Origin of the sequence: Sphingobacterium corticis, from assembly GCF_042684745.1 — a bacterium.
GTDB lineage: Bacteria > Bacteroidota > Bacteroidia > Sphingobacteriales > Sphingobacteriaceae > Sphingobacterium > Sphingobacterium corticis.
Genome location: NZ_JBHUMA010000006.1, coordinates 1,506,209 through 1,522,387, shown reverse-complemented (window position 1 = coordinate 1,522,387; position 16,179 = coordinate 1,506,209). Strand labels below are relative to the sequence as shown.

15 protein-coding genes and 1 tRNA gene are annotated in these 16,179 nt (G+C 41.5%); 11 read left to right on the top strand and 5 right to left on the bottom strand.

Annotated features, from left to right (window positions below; all coding sequences use genetic code 11):
* Positions 1–15: 15 nt before the first annotated feature.
* The 5 genes from bshB1 (at position 16) to ACFSQ3_RS12475 (ending at position 3,408) form a co-directional block, all read left to right on the top strand.
* Positions 16–735, top strand: coding sequence for a bacillithiol biosynthesis deacetylase BshB1 (bshB1, locus tag ACFSQ3_RS12495; protein WP_380869886.1), 720 nt, complete (start codon positions 16–18; stop codon positions 733–735).
* A gap of 141 nt (positions 736–876) precedes the next feature.
* A tRNA-Arg gene (locus tag ACFSQ3_RS12490) sits at positions 877–950 on the top strand.
* A 75-nt stretch (positions 951–1,025) separates the two neighbouring features.
* Entirely contained in the window at positions 1,026–1,604 is a 579-nt protein-coding gene (locus ACFSQ3_RS12485; RefSeq protein ID WP_380869885.1) for an adenylate kinase, read from the top strand.
* A 21-nt stretch (positions 1,605–1,625) separates the two neighbouring features.
* A complete protein-coding gene (gene obgE, locus ACFSQ3_RS12480) occupies positions 1,626–2,624 on the top strand; it encodes a GTPase ObgE (RefSeq protein ID WP_380869884.1) in 999 nt (332 codons plus the stop codon).
* A 7-nt stretch (positions 2,625–2,631) separates the two neighbouring features.
* Complete coding sequence (locus tag ACFSQ3_RS12475) at positions 2,632–3,408, top strand: TIGR02757 family protein (RefSeq protein ID WP_380869883.1); 777 nt, start codon at positions 2,632–2,634, stop codon at positions 3,406–3,408.
* A gap of 18 nt (positions 3,409–3,426) precedes the next feature.
* On the opposite strand, the gene gap is transcribed toward ACFSQ3_RS12475, so the two are convergent.
* From gap to ACFSQ3_RS12455, 4 genes are all read right to left on the bottom strand, one after another.
* A complete protein-coding gene (gap, locus tag ACFSQ3_RS12470) occupies positions 3,427–4,425 on the bottom strand; it encodes a type I glyceraldehyde-3-phosphate dehydrogenase (RefSeq protein WP_380869882.1) in 999 nt (332 codons plus the stop codon).
* 7 nt (positions 4,426–4,432) lie between these two features.
* On the bottom strand, positions 4,433–5,041 hold the full coding sequence (locus ACFSQ3_RS12465; RefSeq protein ID WP_380869881.1) for a redoxin domain-containing protein: 609 nt from the start codon (positions 5,039–5,041) through the stop codon (positions 4,433–4,435).
* A gap of 306 nt (positions 5,042–5,347) precedes the next feature.
* Positions 5,348–8,350 carry a protein translocase subunit SecDF gene (gene secDF / locus ACFSQ3_RS12460; protein ID WP_380869880.1) on the bottom strand — a complete coding sequence of 1,001 codons (3,003 nt, stop codon included), beginning with the start codon at positions 8,348–8,350 and terminating at the stop codon, positions 5,348–5,350.
* Positions 8,351–8,561: 211 nt separating this feature from the next.
* Entirely contained in the window at positions 8,562–9,029 is a 468-nt protein-coding gene (locus ACFSQ3_RS12455) for a hypothetical protein (RefSeq protein ID WP_380869879.1), read from the bottom strand.
* A gap of 190 nt (positions 9,030–9,219) precedes the next feature.
* On the opposite strand from ACFSQ3_RS12455, the gene guaB reads away from it, so the two are divergent.
* Both guaB and ACFSQ3_RS12445 read left to right on the top strand, forming a co-directional pair.
* Positions 9,220–10,695: an IMP dehydrogenase gene (gene guaB, locus ACFSQ3_RS12450; protein WP_380869878.1), complete on the top strand. Its 1,476-nt coding sequence runs from the start codon at positions 9,220–9,222 to the stop codon at positions 10,693–10,695.
* Positions 10,696–10,898: 203 nt separating this feature from the next.
* Positions 10,899–11,024, top strand: a complete 126-nt coding sequence (locus ACFSQ3_RS12445) for a 30S ribosomal protein THX (protein ID WP_380869877.1) — start codon at positions 10,899–10,901, stop codon at positions 11,022–11,024.
* Between the two features lie 48 nt (positions 11,025–11,072).
* Here the strand turns inward: ACFSQ3_RS12445 and lysS are convergent, their stop codons facing one another.
* Positions 11,073–12,794, bottom strand: coding sequence for a lysine--tRNA ligase (lysS, locus tag ACFSQ3_RS12440; protein WP_380869876.1), 1,722 nt, complete (start codon positions 12,792–12,794; stop codon positions 11,073–11,075).
* A 204-nt stretch (positions 12,795–12,998) separates the two neighbouring features.
* Between lysS and ACFSQ3_RS12435 the strand changes: the two genes are divergently transcribed.
* The 4 genes from ACFSQ3_RS12435 (at position 12,999) to prmA (ending at position 16,177) form a co-directional block, all read left to right on the top strand.
* Positions 12,999–13,247, top strand: a complete 249-nt coding sequence (locus ACFSQ3_RS12435; protein ID WP_066753631.1) for a type B 50S ribosomal protein L31 — start codon at positions 12,999–13,001, stop codon at positions 13,245–13,247.
* An 83-nt stretch (positions 13,248–13,330) separates the two neighbouring features.
* Positions 13,331–14,551, top strand: a complete 1,221-nt coding sequence (locus tag ACFSQ3_RS12430) for a putative sugar nucleotidyl transferase (RefSeq protein ID WP_380869875.1) — start codon at positions 13,331–13,333, stop codon at positions 14,549–14,551.
* A 5-nt stretch (positions 14,552–14,556) separates the two neighbouring features.
* Positions 14,557–15,324: a triose-phosphate isomerase gene (tpiA, locus tag ACFSQ3_RS12425; RefSeq protein ID WP_380869874.1), complete on the top strand. Its 768-nt coding sequence runs from the start codon at positions 14,557–14,559 to the stop codon at positions 15,322–15,324.
* 4 nt (positions 15,325–15,328) lie between these two features.
* Complete coding sequence (gene prmA / locus ACFSQ3_RS12420) at positions 15,329–16,177, top strand: 50S ribosomal protein L11 methyltransferase (protein ID WP_380869873.1); 849 nt, start codon at positions 15,329–15,331, stop codon at positions 16,175–16,177.
* Positions 16,178–16,179 lie beyond the last annotated feature (2 nt).

The following is a 16,179-nucleotide window of genomic DNA, read 5'->3' as shown; positions in this document are numbered from 1 at the left end:
TAAAGAAGATACGATATGAAGTTGGATTTGATGGTAATCACTGTGCATCCTGACGATGCGGAGCTTGGAGCGGGTGGAGTGATTGCGAAGTACGTTTCTGAAGGAAAGCAGGTTGGAATAGTAGATTTGACGCGCGGGGAATTGGGTACACGTGGTACCGCTGAAACGCGCGCTTCGGAAGCAGAAGCCGCTGCTAAAATTTTAGGTGTTGCGATACGTGAAAATTTAGAGTTGAAGGATGGGTTTTTTGAGAATAATGAAGCTAGTCAGCGTGTGGTTATACAATGTATTCGGAAATATCAGCCAGAGTTGATTATCACTAACGCGCTTGATGATCGGCACCCCGATCATGGTCGTGCGAGCAAGTTGGTAAACGATTCGCTGTTCCTCGCGGGATTACGTCGCGTAGAAACGGAGTCGAATGGTGAGCTACAAGAGGCTTTTCGTCCACGCTTGCATTTGCAGTTGATACAAGATAAGTATATCCAACCGGATATCATTATCGATATTACGCCATTTTGGGAGATTAAGAAACAGTCGATTTTAGCTTACACGACACAATTCAATACGGATCCGGATAGCGATGAGCCGCAAACCTATATCTCCACGCCTGATTTTATCTTATATACAGAAGGTAGAGCCCGGGAATTTGGTCGAAGTATTCAAGCAACCTATGGCGAAGGTTTTACGAGCCGAAAGCTTTTGGGTGTAGACGATCTTTTTTCACTTCGTTAATTACCTGATAGATAATTAAAAGAATAGCAGTTAGGATGTCTTGTTCAAGCTTTTTGGTGAAAAATATTTGTTTAAATAAACCGATTTACTATATTTGCAACACCAAAACACACGGGCATTACTGAGGCTGTTTTGGTAGCGGCGCTCATAGCTTAACTGGATAGAGCACCTGACTACGGATCAGGAGGTTAGGGGTTCGACTCCCTTTGAGCGCACTTAGTTAACATCGAAGCCTAATTCTATCCACGGATTAGGCTTTTATTTTGCAATAAACAAAATAACAATTAGTTATGTTAAACCTTGTAATTTTCGGTCCTCCCGGTGCGGGAAAGGGCACTCAATCGGAAAAGTTAATTGATAAATACGAGCTTCATCACATTTCTACCGGTGATATGTTTCGTGGCCATATCAAAAACCAAACGGAATTGGGTAAGCAGGTTAGCCAAATAATAGCCGATGGTAATTTGGTGCCGGATTCGATTACGATCGCTATGTTGGAGCAAGAAATTGAAGCTAATAAAAATGCTAAAGGATTTATTTTCGATGGTTTTCCACGCACAGTAGCGCAAGCGGAAGCATTGGATCAGTTTTTAGAAGCAACTGGACAGCCGATAACAGCCGTTTTAGCATTAGACGTAAGCGAAATTGAATTGACGCAACGTATTGCTAAAAGACAAGAAATTTCAGGTCGTGCCGATGATGCTGCAGACAAATTGAAAAAACGCATTGAAGAATACTTCAATAAAACCATTCACGTTTTACCTTACTACGAATCGCAAGGTAAATTGAATAAGATCGACGGAATCGGCGAAATAGAAACTATTTTCGCTTCATTATCCGAGGTGATCGACGCTAAAAAGGCGGTTTAATACGATTAGAAGAATAATAATATGGCACAGGGCTCCAATTTTGTTGATTATGTAAAGGTATGTTGTCGTTCGGGTAAAGGTGGTGCCGGTTCGGCGCATTTACATAGAGACAAGTTTACCGCTAAGGGAGGTCCCGATGGGGGAGATGGAGGTCGTGGTGGCCATATCATTTTAAAAGGTTCGGTCAACCACTGGACTTTGTTGCACTTAAAATATCGTAAGCACATCATCGCTGCCGATGGCGAGCGCGGTGGAAGTGCTTTGCGCTCTGGCGCTACGGGTAAAGATGAAATTCTGGAAGTTCCACTTGGAACGATCGCGAAGAATGCCGAAACTGGCGAGGTTATTTTCGAAATTACCGAAGATGGTGAAACCAAAATTTTAACTCCGGGTGGTAAAGGTGGTTTGGGAAATTGGCATTTTAAAACGCCAACACAGCAAACACCGCGCTATTCTCAACCGGGCATGCCGGGAAAAGAAGAGTGGATGATCTTGGAGTTGAAGGTGCTGGCAGACGTTGGTTTGGTAGGTTTCCCAAATGCGGGCAAGTCGACTTTGTTATCTGTCGTTTCTGCGGCGAAGCCGGAGATTGCCGATTATCCATTTACGACGATTGTGCCGAATTTGGGAATCGTTTCCTACCGAGATAGTAAATCTTTTGTGATGGCCGATATTCCCGGAATCATCGAAGGCGCGTCGGAGGGGAAAGGTTTGGGATACCGTTTTCTTCGACATATTGAACGTAACTCCGTGCTGCTATTTATGGTGCCTGCCGATACGGACAGAACCATTGCCGAGGAATACGAAATCTTATTACGTGAATTAACGGCCTACAATCCGGAATTGATCGACAAGCCACGCTTATTGGCTATTACCAAGTCTGATATGTTGGATGAAGAGCTGGAGGAACAGATGAAAGCGGAAGTTCCAGCCGGAATTCCTCATCTTTTTATTTCTTCTGTTACCGGTAAAAATATCCAAGCATTGAAAGACGCTATCTGGAAACAGATTGTAGGATAAATACAATATGGCAAATTTTGATTTAAAAGCTTTTTTGGATCAAAAGGTCGCCGAATATAATCGCCCTGCGTTTATTGACTCCGATCCGATTGTTATTCCACATCGTTTTACGAAACAGCAAGATGTGGAAATCATGGGATTGTTTGCCGCTGTTTTGGCTTGGGGGCAACGTAAGACGATTATTAATAAATGTACTGAGTTGATCGCTCGAATGGATGGAGAACCTTTCCAATTTATCCAACATCATGCTGAACAGGATTTAAAGCAATTGCTTGGCTTCAAGCATCGAACGTTCAACGATACCGATTTGCTCTATTTTGTCGCTTTCCTACGTTACCATTACAGTCGCCACGATTCTTTGGAAATGGCTTTTGTTTGGGGACAGGATGATCAAGAGGCTGTTTCAGTAGAGCAAGCACTGAATTATTTCAAGTCGTATTTCTTTTCGCTTTTGGATTATCCCGAACGTACGCGTAAACACATCAGCTCGCCCATTCAGAAATCCAGTTGCAAACGCTTAAATATGTTTTTACGCTGGATGGTTAGGAAAGATGATCACGGCGTCGATTTTGGAATTTGGTCGAAAATTCGTCCTGCTGATTTGATTTGTCCATGCGACGTTCACGTTGAACGCGTAGGCAAGCAATTGGGATTGATCAGCGGGAAGCAGGTGAATTGGAATATGGCTTTGGAGCTTACCGAGCATTTGCGATTACTGGATTCGCAGGATCCAGTAAAGTATGATTTCGCGCTGTTTGGATTAGGCGTTGAAGGGCGATTGTAAACGATTTAAAGGAGCTTCTTATAGTTTATTTAAACGTTCGATAATATCTACCAATCGATTGGAATAACCGTATTCGTTATCGTACCAACCCACCACTTTTACTAATCCACCCACGATGGAAGTTAGTTGCGCATCAAAAACGCAGGAGTGGGGATTATTGATGATATCAACAGATACAATAGGATCTTCCGTATAATACAAAACGTTTTTCAACGAACCTTCGGCTGCTTCCCTAAACTTTTGGTTGATCTCTTCCACGGTTGTTTTTGCTGCTAATGTACATGTGAAATCTGTTAACGAACCGTTTAACACGGGAACGCGAATTCCAGCTCCGCCTAATTTTCCGTCCAAATGTGGAAACACATTGGTAATTGCTTTTGCAGCACCTGTGGAAGTAGGAATGATGGAGCTTGAAGCTGCACGCGCGCGACGTAAATCACGATGCGGTGCATCGTGCAAATTCTGATCGCCAGTCATCGAATGCACCGTAGTGATATATCCGTCTTGAATCGACCAATTATCATCCAATATTTTTACCAGCGGTGCTACATTATTCGTGGTGCAGGATGCGTTGGAAAAGATCGGCGCGTTCCAATCAAAGATATCGTCATTGATTCCTAAAACTAAGGTTGGGATTTCTTTATCAGCGGACGGTGCGGAAATAATTACTTGCTTGGCGCCTGACGATAAATGTTGGGATGCAGAAACTGCTGACGTAAAAAAACCAGTCGATTCAACGACTACATCAATTCCTAAAATTGACCAAGGTAGCTTAGCAGGCTCTTTCTCATTGATGATTTGAATTTGCTTGTCGTCAACAAACAATACGTTTTGTTCGTGACGAACCTGCATAGGAGCGGGGCCGTGAACCGAATCGTATTTGAAAAGGTGAGCCAACGTTTCCGCATTTGCCAAATCGTTGATCGCAACAATTTCTACACCGTCGATATTACGTTGTAAGAGATTGCGCAATGTATGACGGCCAATGCGTCCAAAGCCATTAATTGCAATTCTCATGGATAGTTTATTGTGCGAATGCGGCCAAGATATCTGCAATTGGCTTTTCGCCCACCCAATAGGACTTTAATTTGCCATCAGGACCATAAACATAGTTCGCAGGAAACATGCTCGGGATATGAAAATTACGGATAAAATCTTGATTACGATCGTACAACATTTCTACGTTTGGCTTGCCATCTAATTCTTTTCCAAAAGACGATAAGAAGTTCGACATCAGTGATGGATCGTTCATAGAAATGTAAAGTAAGTTGATATCTTTCAACTTTTCGTAGTTCTTCGCTAATGCCTGTGTTTCTTGTTGACAATGTCCACAGGAAGGATCAAATAGGATAAATACCGTATTCTTTCCGGATGGAATATCCGCATTCTCGAAACCGAAGCCTGATTTCACTTTAAAGAATTTGAAAGTAGGAATCGTTGCTGCTGGATCTTGCTCGGCAGGTTGTGCAGGAGGCGTTTGTGTTTGTGCATTGGAAGATGTGTTATGCAAAGCATGATCATGACCTTCGTGCGTTTGTTCCGATGCGCTTTCGGATTTATTGGATTCGCTGTTATTACATGCGGTTAGGCTTAACGCTAAAGCCAATCCTAAAACTGAAAATTTATTGTTCATAAACAATCAAATAAATGAAGGTCAAAGCTACGGAAAAATAGCGAATTAAGCAGGTTATATCGTGGAGATGCTGATGTATCATCGGTTGATAAGGACATAAAAAAAGCATTCCCAAACGGGGAGAATGGGAATGCTTAACTAACCAATTATTAACCTAAAATTATGAATAGTCAAATATACAACTTGTCGAAGCAGCTGTCAATCCATTTAACGATTCTTAACCCTTGGTTCGCATATAAACGAAAAAAAGGGATTGCTCACGCAGTTGTAAGCAATCCCTTTCGGCTGTTCTTTTTAAGTGAACTACTAAGGAGTCACCGTTTTTACCTCATTTACTTTTGGAGCAGATTCTTTTACTGCTTCATTTTCTGGCATTAGATCGTACATCGTTGGTGCAGCAATGAAGATTGAAGAATACGTCGCTACGATGATACCAATCAATATAGCGAACGAGAATCCACGAATAACCTCACCACCGAAGATGAACAATACTGCTAAAACGAAGATCAACGTTAACGAAGTGATGATTGTACGACTCAACGTAGAGTTGATGGCACGATTCACTGTTCCGCCTAGGTTTTCGTTTTTACCAAATGGTTTCGTTAAGTACTCTCTCAAACGGTCGAATACAACTACGGTATCATTTACCGAATAAGCTAATACCGTAAGGATTGCCGCTACGAAGTGCTGATCGATATCCAATGAGAATGGTACCAATCCATCTAAAGCAGAGAAGATACCCAACAATACGATACCATCATGCGTTGTCGAAATAGCAGCAGCAGCAGAATATTGCCATCTGCGGAAACGCACTAGAATGTACGCTGCAATAATTAAGATCGAGAAGATAGCTGCGTAGATTGCGCGGTCGCGAATATCGCTTGCAATAGAAGGACCAACTTTCTGTTGAGAAAGAATCTCGTATTTGTTACCACCATCCACTTTCGTTAAACCTTCGTTTAGCTTCGCTAATACTTCAGCATCTGCTTCGTCGCTAGTTTCTTCAATGTGATATGTAGTTGTTACTTTAATTTGGTTGTCGCTACCGAATGTTTTCACTTCTGTAGTTGTACCAAAAACGCCATCGAGATTAGCACGTACCTCTTCTAAGTTTACATTCTGATCGTAACGTACGGTGTAAGTACGACCACCTTGGAAATCTACACCTAAAGAAAAGCCTTTCGTGAAGATCGAGATAATACACAACACAGATACGATCGCAGAGATTGCATAGTAAGTTTTACGTTTAGCTACAAATCCGAAGTTTGCGTTCTTCAACGTGTTTGCAGACCAAGGGAAAGAGATCGAAATCTTTTTGTTTCTGTCTAACAAGTATTCGAAAATCAAACGAGAAATGAAAATCGCTGTGAATAGGGAAGTGATAATACCGATCATCAACGTTGTTGCGAAACCTTGAATCGGTCCGCTACCTGTGAAGAACAAGATCACACCTACTAATAACGTCGTAATTTGTGAATCGAGAATTGAAGGCATGGCGTGTTTGTAACCATCCGCAATAGCTTGACGCATCGATTTACCCAAGCCCAATTCTTCACGCATACGTTCGTAGATCAAAACGTTCGCATCTACCGCCGTACCCATCGTCAATACGATACCGGCAATACCAGGAAGCGTTAGCACGGCATTCAACGATGCAAGAATTCCTAATAGGAAAAATACGTTAAATACTACCGCGATGTTTGCAGCGATACCTGCGTTGCTATAGTAAGCAACCATAAAGATCATCACGACAACAAAACCGATTACGGCAGAATTTACACCTGCATCAATAGCCGCTTGACCCAAAGATGGACCAACAATCGCTTCTTCAACAATTTTAGCACTCGTTGGTAGACGACCTGCTTTTAATACGTTTGCTAAATCTTTGGTGTCATCGATGGTAAAACTACCAGAGATCATCGAATTTCCGCCAGCAATTTCTTTGTCAACGCCAGGCGCAGAATACACCACTCCGTCCAAAATAATCGCGATGGATGATTTGCTTTGCGCAGCTTGAGCTGTAACCCGTCGCCATTGACGAGCGCCTTCGGCGTTCATCGACATATTAACGATTGGCTTGTTGTGTTCGTCGAAGTTTTCGCTTGCATCTGTGATCACATCACCAGTCATTACTGCACCAGTTTCTGTGTTCGCTAGTTTAATCGCGTAAAGCGTCAAGAAGTCTTGCGTGCGAGACTCTGGTTTCACTGCCCACATGAACTTCAAGTTCGCAGGGATAATCGAACGAACTTCCGGACGTGATAAGTATTGGTTAACACGTGCAGTATCTTTCAAGTTCGCGTAACCAACTGCTGCACCAGGAGCAAGAGCCGGTTGACCGTTTTGGTCTTGTCCAACAGAAGGGTTTAAGATCGCAAATAATGGATTTTGTGAAGCCAGTTGAGCGGTTGCAGCCGATGAATCAGAATCGGCAGGTTTAGCACCTAAGTTTGCCAATAGGTTTTCATCAGAAGCACTCGTATCAGCTGCTGTTGTATCTTTTGTGCTTGCAGGAGTTGTTCCTTTTTCACTTTTCAATGTAGCCGCTAAAGATTTATCTATGTTTTCCAACATGGGATAAACGTCGAAGTTGCTATGCGTATCATAGAACTCCAGTTTCGCAGAACCTTGAAGCAATTTACGTACACGCTCTTCATCCTTAATACCAGGAAGTTCAACCAAAATACGGTTTGTACCTTGTTGAATTTGGATGTTTGGAGAAGCTACACCGAATTTATCAATACGCGTGCGCAAAACTTTATATGAGTTCTCGATTGCGTTATCAGCTTCGCGCTTCAAGAAAGTACGGATTTGACCTTCTGAACTGTTTGCACTAACCGATGCCGAGTTATCTTTCGTAGCAAAGAAAGAGGCGATTGGCGTACCTGCCTTAGTTGCTTTGTATTCATCAACAAATAAGTCAATTAACGACGTGTTTGTTGTTCTGCTTTTTGCAACAGCGCTTGCTAAGGATTTGTTGAAGTTTTCATCTTTCGGATTGTTCGCTAAATTACGGATCAACTCATCCAATGAGATTTCCATAGTTACGTTCATTCCACCCTTTAAATCCAATCCAAGAGCAATTTCACGTGCTTTTGCTTCGCGATAGGTATATTTCGCGATTCCCAGATTGTACACCACTTGTCCTGCAACAGAATCTAAGTACGCTTTTTCTTTGAGCATATCGCCCTTCGCGTATTCTGCGGCATCACTTTCCACCTTCCGGGTCACAAAAGTGAAAGATAGGGAGTAGAGGCATGCTAATGATACCACTACAACCAAAAATTTAATCAGCCCTTTACTCTGCATTTCTATCAGTCGTTATAATTAAGATTTGTTGTATTTTCAGTTTAATAATAAAAATATTCAAGATTTGCAAAGGTATAAAAAAAAGGAAAAAAGAAAACTATTATAACAAACAATTGACGGTTAAGTTTGTGCTCTCAAAATAGCTTACAAACGAAACGATCCTTTTGCAAAGCAAAAGGATCGTTTCAAATATTGAAAATGCTGCGTTAGCTTAGTTCAAAGTGAATTTTAATCCGATTGAAAAACGAGCTGGTTCGAAGCTTGAGTTGTTTGTCAAGTTCCACCAAGGTTTCCAGTCGAAGTGCATTGCTAAAGGAGCTTGAGGGACTTTAAATTCTAAACCCGCTGCCGGACGAATAGCGAAAAAAGATCTTTCGTATCCGAACATTACTTGAGGACCAACACCTAAATACCAAGTTAAGCCATTCGCGCCTTGGATTGGCTTATTATACGAGTAATCAACACCTAAAACGGTCCAGCTATCACCGAACAAAACTTGAGCATTACCTGCATTATGTCCGCCAAAGCTATGTTTGATCTGAGGACCAACAAATGTAGTTCCATCTCCTAAATCAATTCCTAAACCAAGTGCAGTTGTATAAGGAGTTTGTGCTTTTGCCTCTTGTGCGCCGAATGCTAAAGCAACTGCAGCACACAAAGTAAGTAGTACTTTTTTCATAGTGTTTTACTGAATTATTAACTAAACTTTTTAAAATAGATATTTCCGCATTTGTGCAAAAACCTTGCCAAAGACAGGTTACTTCGTTCTGATTTAGTTAATTTTTGTTAAATGAGATTTTTTATTATTCAGATTCAAAAATTATTGGTAGTTTTGTCCGGCAAATAGAAAACCCCTTAGATGTTTGCCCATGCAATTAGACCCACACAAATTTGTAGCTGAAGGACTTACTTACGATGACGTGCTGTTAATACCAGCCTATTCGGAAATTTTGCCTCGTGACGTAGATACAAGTACGTATCTTACTCGTAAAATCAAGATTAATATACCTTTGGTATCTGCTGCTATGGATACCGTAACCGGAGCGGATTTAGCCATTGCTATTGCGCAGGCCGGAGGTGTTGGTATGTTGCATAAGAACATGACGATTGAAGAGCAAGCTGCGGAAGTGCGTAAAGTAAAGCGTTCGGAAAGTGGAATGATCCAAGATCCAGTTACTTTAAATACATCCGCTACGGTAGGAGATGCCTTCCAGATTATGCGCGACCACAAAATTGGGGGAATTCCGGTGGTAGATAGTGATAATAAATTACAAGGTATTGTCACGAACAGAGATTTGCGTTTCCAAAAGGATATGCAACGTCCTATTGCTGAATTGATGACAAAAGCCAATTTGGTTACGGCGCCGGAAGGAACGGATTTGATTAAGGCAGAAGAAATTTTACACGATTACAAAATTGAAAAGCTGCCTGTAGTTGACAAGAACGGTGTTTTGAAAGGTTTAATTACTTTTAAAGACATTCAAAAATACAGACATTACCCGAACGCAGCTAAAGACGGGCACGGTCGTTTGTTAGTTGGTGCTGCTGTTGGTGTTACTCATGATACATTAGATCGCGTTGACGCATTGGTTGATGCAGGCGTAGATGTTGTGACGATTGATACGGCTCACGGACATTCTCTGGGCGTCATCAATAAATTGAAAGAAGTAAAAGCGAAATATCCGGAGTTGCAGGTCATTGTTGGAAATATTGCAACAGGGCAAGCGGCGAAGGATTTGGCGGATGCCGGAGCGGATGCGGTTAAAGTTGGTATCGGTCCAGGTTCGATCTGTACAACTCGTATTATCGCAGGCGTTGGTGTTCCTCAATTATATGCCGTTTACGAGGTTGCAAAAGCATTGAAAGGCACAGGTGTTCCTTTGATCGCTGACGGTGGTATTAAGCAAACGGGTGATATCGCGAAAGCGATTGCTGCTGGAGCAAATACCATTATGGCTGGTTCCTTGTTTGCGGGCGTGGAAGAAGCCCCTGGTGAAACCATCATCTACGAAGGACGGAAATTTAAATCTTACCGCGGAATGGGATCTGTAGAAGCGATGGAAAAAGGTTCTAAAGATCGTTACTTCCAAGATGTAGAAGAGGATATTAAAAAATTAGTTCCTGAAGGTATCGTTGGGCGCGTTCCTTATAAAGGAACATTGGCAGAAGTTGTTTATCAATATATTGGCGGTTTACGTGCATCCATGGGTTATTGCGGTGCTGCTAGTATTGAAAAATTACAAGAAGCGCAGTTTGTGAAGATCACGGGAGCTGGTTTGAGAGAATCCCATCCACATAATATTCAAATTACGAAAGAAGCACCTAACTACAATAGTAGAGGTTAATTCATTTCCTACATATTTAAGAAATCCTGCTTTTTTAAGAAAGCGGGATTTTCTTGTTTTATAGATGGTTTGGTTGTGATTATTGCGTTTTTACTCTTTCAGAAAAAGATCCGAGGGTCTTTTTATCATTTGGTCAGTTCATTATAAATTAATACATTGCTTACTTGAAGTTTAAATCTTAATGTTCATTAAAACTAAAAACTATGGGTAAAGGTGATAAGAAAACAAAAAGAGGAAAAATTATTATTGGGTCGTACGGAAGAAGTCGACCGGGAAAACGAACAGAAGGGCGCTCGGCGTCGCCTACCGATCAAAAGGTAGAAGCATAAAAAAAGGGAGAACCGCACGGTTCTCCCTTTTTGTTTTATGAGCGATGATTATTTCGCTGCTTCAAACCATGCTAAAACTTCTTCTTTCGAAGGCATGGGTAGATCCAATTTCAATTTTTTACGCATGCCGCCCAAATCATTGAATACTTTGTTTGGGTTAGCATCTTTAAGCGAATCCACGGTTTCAAATCCCATTTTTTGCAACACCGGAACCCATCCAGCAGGAATGCCAAGATTAGCGAATTCTTCTTCGGAAGAAACCTTTGCTATTTTTTCGGGACGCATTTGTGGGAAGAATAATACTTCTTGAATCGAGGCGTTGTTTGTTAAGAACATAATCAATCGATCCATTCCGATGCCTAATCCGGAAGTAGGAGGCATGCCATATTCTAAGGCGCGTAAGAAATCCTGATCGATGAACATTGCTTCATCATCTCCTTTTTCAGACAGCGTAAGCTGATCTTCGAAACGAGCGCGTTGATCAATCGGATCGTTTAATTCCGAGTATGCATTAGCGATTTCTTTCCCACAAACCATGAGTTCAAAACGCTCTGTCAATTCCGGGTTGTCGCGATGCTTTTTCGTTAATGGCGACATTTCGATTGGGTAGTCCGTAATAAATGTAGGTTGAATAAAGTTGCCTTCACATTTTTCGCCAAAGATTTCGTCGATCAACTTCCCTTTACCCATGGTATCGTTTACTTCGATTCCCATACCACGAGCGGCTTCGCGGATCTCCTGTTCGGATTTTCCGGAAATGTCAAAGCCGGTAAATTGCTTGATTGCGTCCGTCATGGTAACGCGAGCATACGGCGCTTTAAAATCGATTTGGTGCTCACCGAAAGTAGCTTTCGATGTGCCGTTCACCGCTGTTGCACAATGTTCCAGCAATTTTTCCGTAAAATCCATCATCCAATTGTAGTCTTTATAAGCTACATAGATTTCCATCGCGGTAAACTCTGGGTTGTGTGTGCGATCCATTCCTTCGTTACGGAAGTTTTTCGAGAACTCATACACACCATCAAACCCACCAACGATCAAACGCTTCAGATATAATTCATTCGCAATACGTAAGTACAATGGGATGTCCAATGCATTATGATGCGTTACGAATGGACGCGCTGCTGCGCCGCCAGGAATAGATTGCAAAACCGGGGTTTCTACTTCCATGTAGCCTGCATCGTTAAAGAAATTACGCATCGCACTAAATAATTTGGTGCGTTTTACGAAGATATCTTTGTTTTGTGCGTTGACGATCAGATCCACATAACGCATACGGTAGCGTTGTTCGGGATCAGTAAATGCATCATACACTTTGCCGTCTGCCTCTTTCACAATTGGCAGCGGTCGAAGCGCTTTTGTAAGCACTTTCAATTCTTGGACATGGATACTGATTTCACCAGTTTGCGTGGTGAATACATAACCTTGAATACCGACGATATCGCCGATGTCTAATAGTTTTTTAAATACGGTATTATATAAGGTCTTATCATCCTCCGGACAAATATCGTCGCGCTTTACATAAGCTTGTATACGTCCGGTAGAATCTTGAAGCTCCACGAAAGACGCACTCCCCATGATTCGGCGGCTCATAATTCGGCCTGCAAAACGAATGTCTTTGTAGAATAATTTATCTCGATCGTAATTTTCTAGAATATCGGCTGCTGTTACATTGACGTCAAACTCCTCAGCAGGGTAGGGATCAATCCCCAAATCGATAATTCCCTGTAAGTTTTGCCTGCGCTGTTGCTCCTGTGCAGAAAGTGCCATACTTTTTTCTTTTATTTGTATAAGTTATCACCTGCAAATCTAGGAAATTTACAGGGTAAAAATGCGCTAAAATAGCTGATCTGTTCTAGCGCGAAGATTGAAAAGTGCGTGCGATAAAATTAAGTGGAAAATATTTGAATATATTTGTTTAATACATTAACTTTGCACCTCAATTATCAAGTATATAAGTAATCATAATATAAAATGAAAAAAGATTTGCACCCATCAAACTACAGATTAGTTGTTTTTAAAGATATGTCTAACGACTACGCTTTCCTTACAAAATCTTGTGTAGATACAAAAGAAACGACCACTTGGGAAGATGGTAATGAGTATCCATTGGTGAAATTAGAGATTTCACACACTTCTCACCCTTTTTACACTGGTAAAATGAAATTGGTAGATACTGCAGGTCGTATCGATAAATTCCGTAGCCGTTACAACAAAAAGTAATTTTCGATTTTACGAAATTTATAAAAATAGTGGTCCCAACTTTTCAGTTGGGACTTTTTTTATGGGTTTTGTATCTTTATTATATGATTGATTCTATCTTTCTATTTGATAATTCGCCATGGCGCGATCATTTGCTTCCGCTTGTAGCGACGCGGCCCGTTTCAGATTTGCGTGTTGGTATTCATACTATTCGCGAGAAATGGGCGTTAAGGTTCGGTGTTGCTAAGGTCCGCTGCATAACGGTAGATTATTTGCGAAGTAAGTTTGGAGGTGATGAAATTCAAAACGAAGAAGGAATTATAGTTCGCGGAAATGTGTTGCCAAGTGATGCATTGTATGCGATTTTGTCGACCTTGCTAAAAGATCAGGTATTGATGTGGCAGAACGAATGGATCGCTTGTAAAATAGGCAGTATTTCCGCTTTTGCTGAATCCCAGATCAACGATTTGCAACAAATTGATTTTGAAGGCGAATTGAATTTTATCCGTTTTCCAGAAGATGTTTTCTTGCAGAATGCTTCGGAGATTGAAAAGGATCTATCGGCTATAAAAACTATACATTCTTCCTATATAGTTCCAGATGGTAGCAATGTTATCTCAGGGGAAGATGTTTTCTTGGCAGAAGAAGCAGTTATACGAGGTGTTACTTTAAATACGAAATCTGGCTCCATATATATCGGCAAGAACGTAACCTTGGAAGAGGGCATTTTCATAAAAGGACCGGCGGCTATTTGTGATAATGCACGCATTAAAACAGGAGCGAAGCTGTATCCAAATGTTACGATTGGTCCTGGTTCCACCGTCTGCGGCGAAATAAACAATACGGTGATTTGGGGGAATTCTGCAAAAGGTCACGAAGGTTATTTAGGTTGTGCGGTAATTGGCGAAGGCTGCAATTTGGGAGCTGGAACATCCAATTCAAATCTTCGTAATGATTGGCAAACTGTCAAGGTTTACGATTATGCACAAGCTAAACAACGAGATACGGGATTGTTGAAATGTGGGCTGATAATGGGCGACCAAGCCATGGTGGCCATTCATACCAAATTCACAACAGGAGCTGTTGTTGGCGTGGGCGCTCAATTGGCTATATCCGAATTTATTCCGAAATTTGTGCCTGATTTTCTTTGGTTTACAGATCACAAAAGAGAGTCTTATGATTTGAAGAAGTTTGTAGCTATGCTGAAACGCCGTTTCGGTGGAAAAATTAATACCTCGAATGCAGACGATTACCGTATATTTGAGCATATACATCAGCATACAGCTGCTTTGAGAACAGAATATTTACATTACATAACAAAATAAAAATTATGCGTAAGAATATTGTTGCAGGAAACTGGAAAATGAATTTGACTTATGAGCAAGGAGTGAGCTTATTTTCGGAAATCGTTAACATGGCGAAAGATGAGGTTGTAGGCGAACAGGAAGTTGTGGTTTGTAGCCCGGCTATCCACCTTTCCAGCATTGCAAAACTTTCTTCGGGCGTTAAAAATGTACACATTGGCGCGCAAAATATTCACGAAGCGGAAGCTGGCGCTTTCACAGGCGAGATTTCTGGCGCTCAAGTAAAATCTGTCGGTGCTGAATATGTGATCTTAGGTCATTCAGAGCGTCGCGCGATTTTCAAAGAAACTGACGCGCTTTTAGCGGAAAAAACAAATGCAGCTTTAAAAAATGGTCTTGCACCGATTTTCTGTATCGGCGAAACCAAGGAAGAGCGCGAATCGGGCCGTTTCTTCGATGTGATCAAAACGCAATTAGAAGGTGGTTTATTCCACTTGTCGGAAAGCGAGTTCAAACGCGTTGTATTGGCCTACGAACCCGTTTGGGCGATTGGCACAGGTTTAACAGCATCACCTGAGCAAGCGCAAGAAGTACACGCTTTCATCCGTAAAACGGTTGCTGAGAAATATGGCGAGCAAGTAGCTGACGATACGACTATTCTTTACGGAGGTAGCTGTAATCCATCCAACGCACAAAACTTGTTTTCTCAAGAAGACATCGATGGCGGATTAATTGGCGGCGCGTCTCTTAAATCACGCGATTTCTTGGATATCGTTAAGGTATTCAATTCTTAATTATATGAAATACACATCAGTTGCTTTTTCGTCTGCTACGATAGAAGCTTGGCAAAAAGATTTGCTGATCGCTGCATTAGGCGATATAGGTTACGATACGTTTGAGGATAACGATAACGGATTCGTAGCCTATATTCCTTCGGCTAATTTGGATATTCCAGCTTTGGAAACGGTTCTTGTTCAGGAAACCGAAGGATACGACATCGAATATGATGTGCAGGAAGTAGAAGAGCAGAATTGGAATGTACTTTGGGAAAGTAATTTTCAACCCATTACAGTAGATAATCGCCTGCATGTGCGAGCTACTTTTCATGCTCCTCAACCGCAATACGAATACGAAATTATCATCGATCCGAAGATGTCTTTCGGTACCGGTCATCACCAAACGACAGCGATGATGTTGTCGTATGTTTTGCAGAATGATTTTGCAGAGAAAGAAGTTTTGGATATGGGATGTGGCACGGGTATTCTCGCGATAGCAGCTTCGAAGTGTGGTGCGAAAACCATATTGGCAGTCGATTACGATGAAATTTGCGTCGAAAGTGTGAAGGAGAACGTGCTATTGAATGACGTTAAAAATGTAGAAACTGAACTTGGATCAATCGATAAAATCGACGGAAAGTCGTTCGATATTATCTTAGCAAACATCAGCCGAAATATTTTAGTTGATCATTTAGAAGCTTATTCGCAAGTATTATCAGGAAATGGCTGTTTATATTTGTCGGGATTTTACGAGGGCGAAGATCTAGATATTATAAAACAAAAAGCACAATCTAACGGTTTGGTATTCAGTAATCACCACGTTTTGGATCGTTGGTGTGCAGCTAAGTTTCTGAAAAGCGAAGCTGTATAGGA

Excerpts from the sequence above, each read along its gene's own strand:
- bshB1 (WP_380869886.1), top strand. The coding sequence starts at position 16 with ATGAAGTTGGATTTGATGGTAATCACTGTGCATCCTGACGATGCGGAG.
- ACFSQ3_RS12485 (WP_380869885.1), top strand. The coding sequence starts at position 1,026 with ATGTTAAACCTTGTAATTTTCGGTCCTCCCGGTGCGGGAAAGGGCACT.
- obgE (WP_380869884.1), top strand. The coding sequence starts at position 1,626 with ATGGCACAGGGCTCCAATTTTGTTGATTATGTAAAGGTATGTTGTCGT.
- ACFSQ3_RS12475 (WP_380869883.1), top strand. The coding sequence starts at position 2,632 with ATGGCAAATTTTGATTTAAAAGCTTTTTTGGATCAAAAGGTCGCCGAA.
- gap (WP_380869882.1), bottom strand. The coding sequence starts at position 4,425 with ATGAGAATTGCAATTAATGGCTTTGGACGCATTGGCCGTCATACATTG.
- ACFSQ3_RS12465 (WP_380869881.1), bottom strand. The coding sequence starts at position 5,041 with ATGAACAATAAATTTTCAGTTTTAGGATTGGCTTTAGCGTTAAGCCTA.
- secDF (WP_380869880.1), bottom strand. The coding sequence starts at position 8,350 with ATGCAGAGTAAAGGGCTGATTAAATTTTTGGTTGTAGTGGTATCATTA.
- ACFSQ3_RS12455 (WP_380869879.1), bottom strand. The coding sequence starts at position 9,029 with ATGAAAAAAGTACTACTTACTTTGTGTGCTGCAGTTGCTTTAGCATTC.
- guaB (WP_380869878.1), top strand. The coding sequence starts at position 9,220 with ATGCAATTAGACCCACACAAATTTGTAGCTGAAGGACTTACTTACGAT.
- ACFSQ3_RS12445 (WP_380869877.1), top strand. The coding sequence starts at position 10,899 with ATGGGTAAAGGTGATAAGAAAACAAAAAGAGGAAAAATTATTATTGGG.
- lysS (WP_380869876.1), bottom strand. The coding sequence starts at position 12,794 with ATGGCACTTTCTGCACAGGAGCAACAGCGCAGGCAAAACTTACAGGGA.
- ACFSQ3_RS12435 (WP_066753631.1), top strand. The coding sequence starts at position 12,999 with ATGAAAAAAGATTTGCACCCATCAAACTACAGATTAGTTGTTTTTAAA.
- ACFSQ3_RS12430 (WP_380869875.1), top strand. The coding sequence starts at position 13,331 with ATGATTGATTCTATCTTTCTATTTGATAATTCGCCATGGCGCGATCAT.
- tpiA (WP_380869874.1), top strand. The coding sequence starts at position 14,557 with ATGCGTAAGAATATTGTTGCAGGAAACTGGAAAATGAATTTGACTTAT.
- prmA (WP_380869873.1), top strand. The coding sequence starts at position 15,329 with ATGAAATACACATCAGTTGCTTTTTCGTCTGCTACGATAGAAGCTTGG.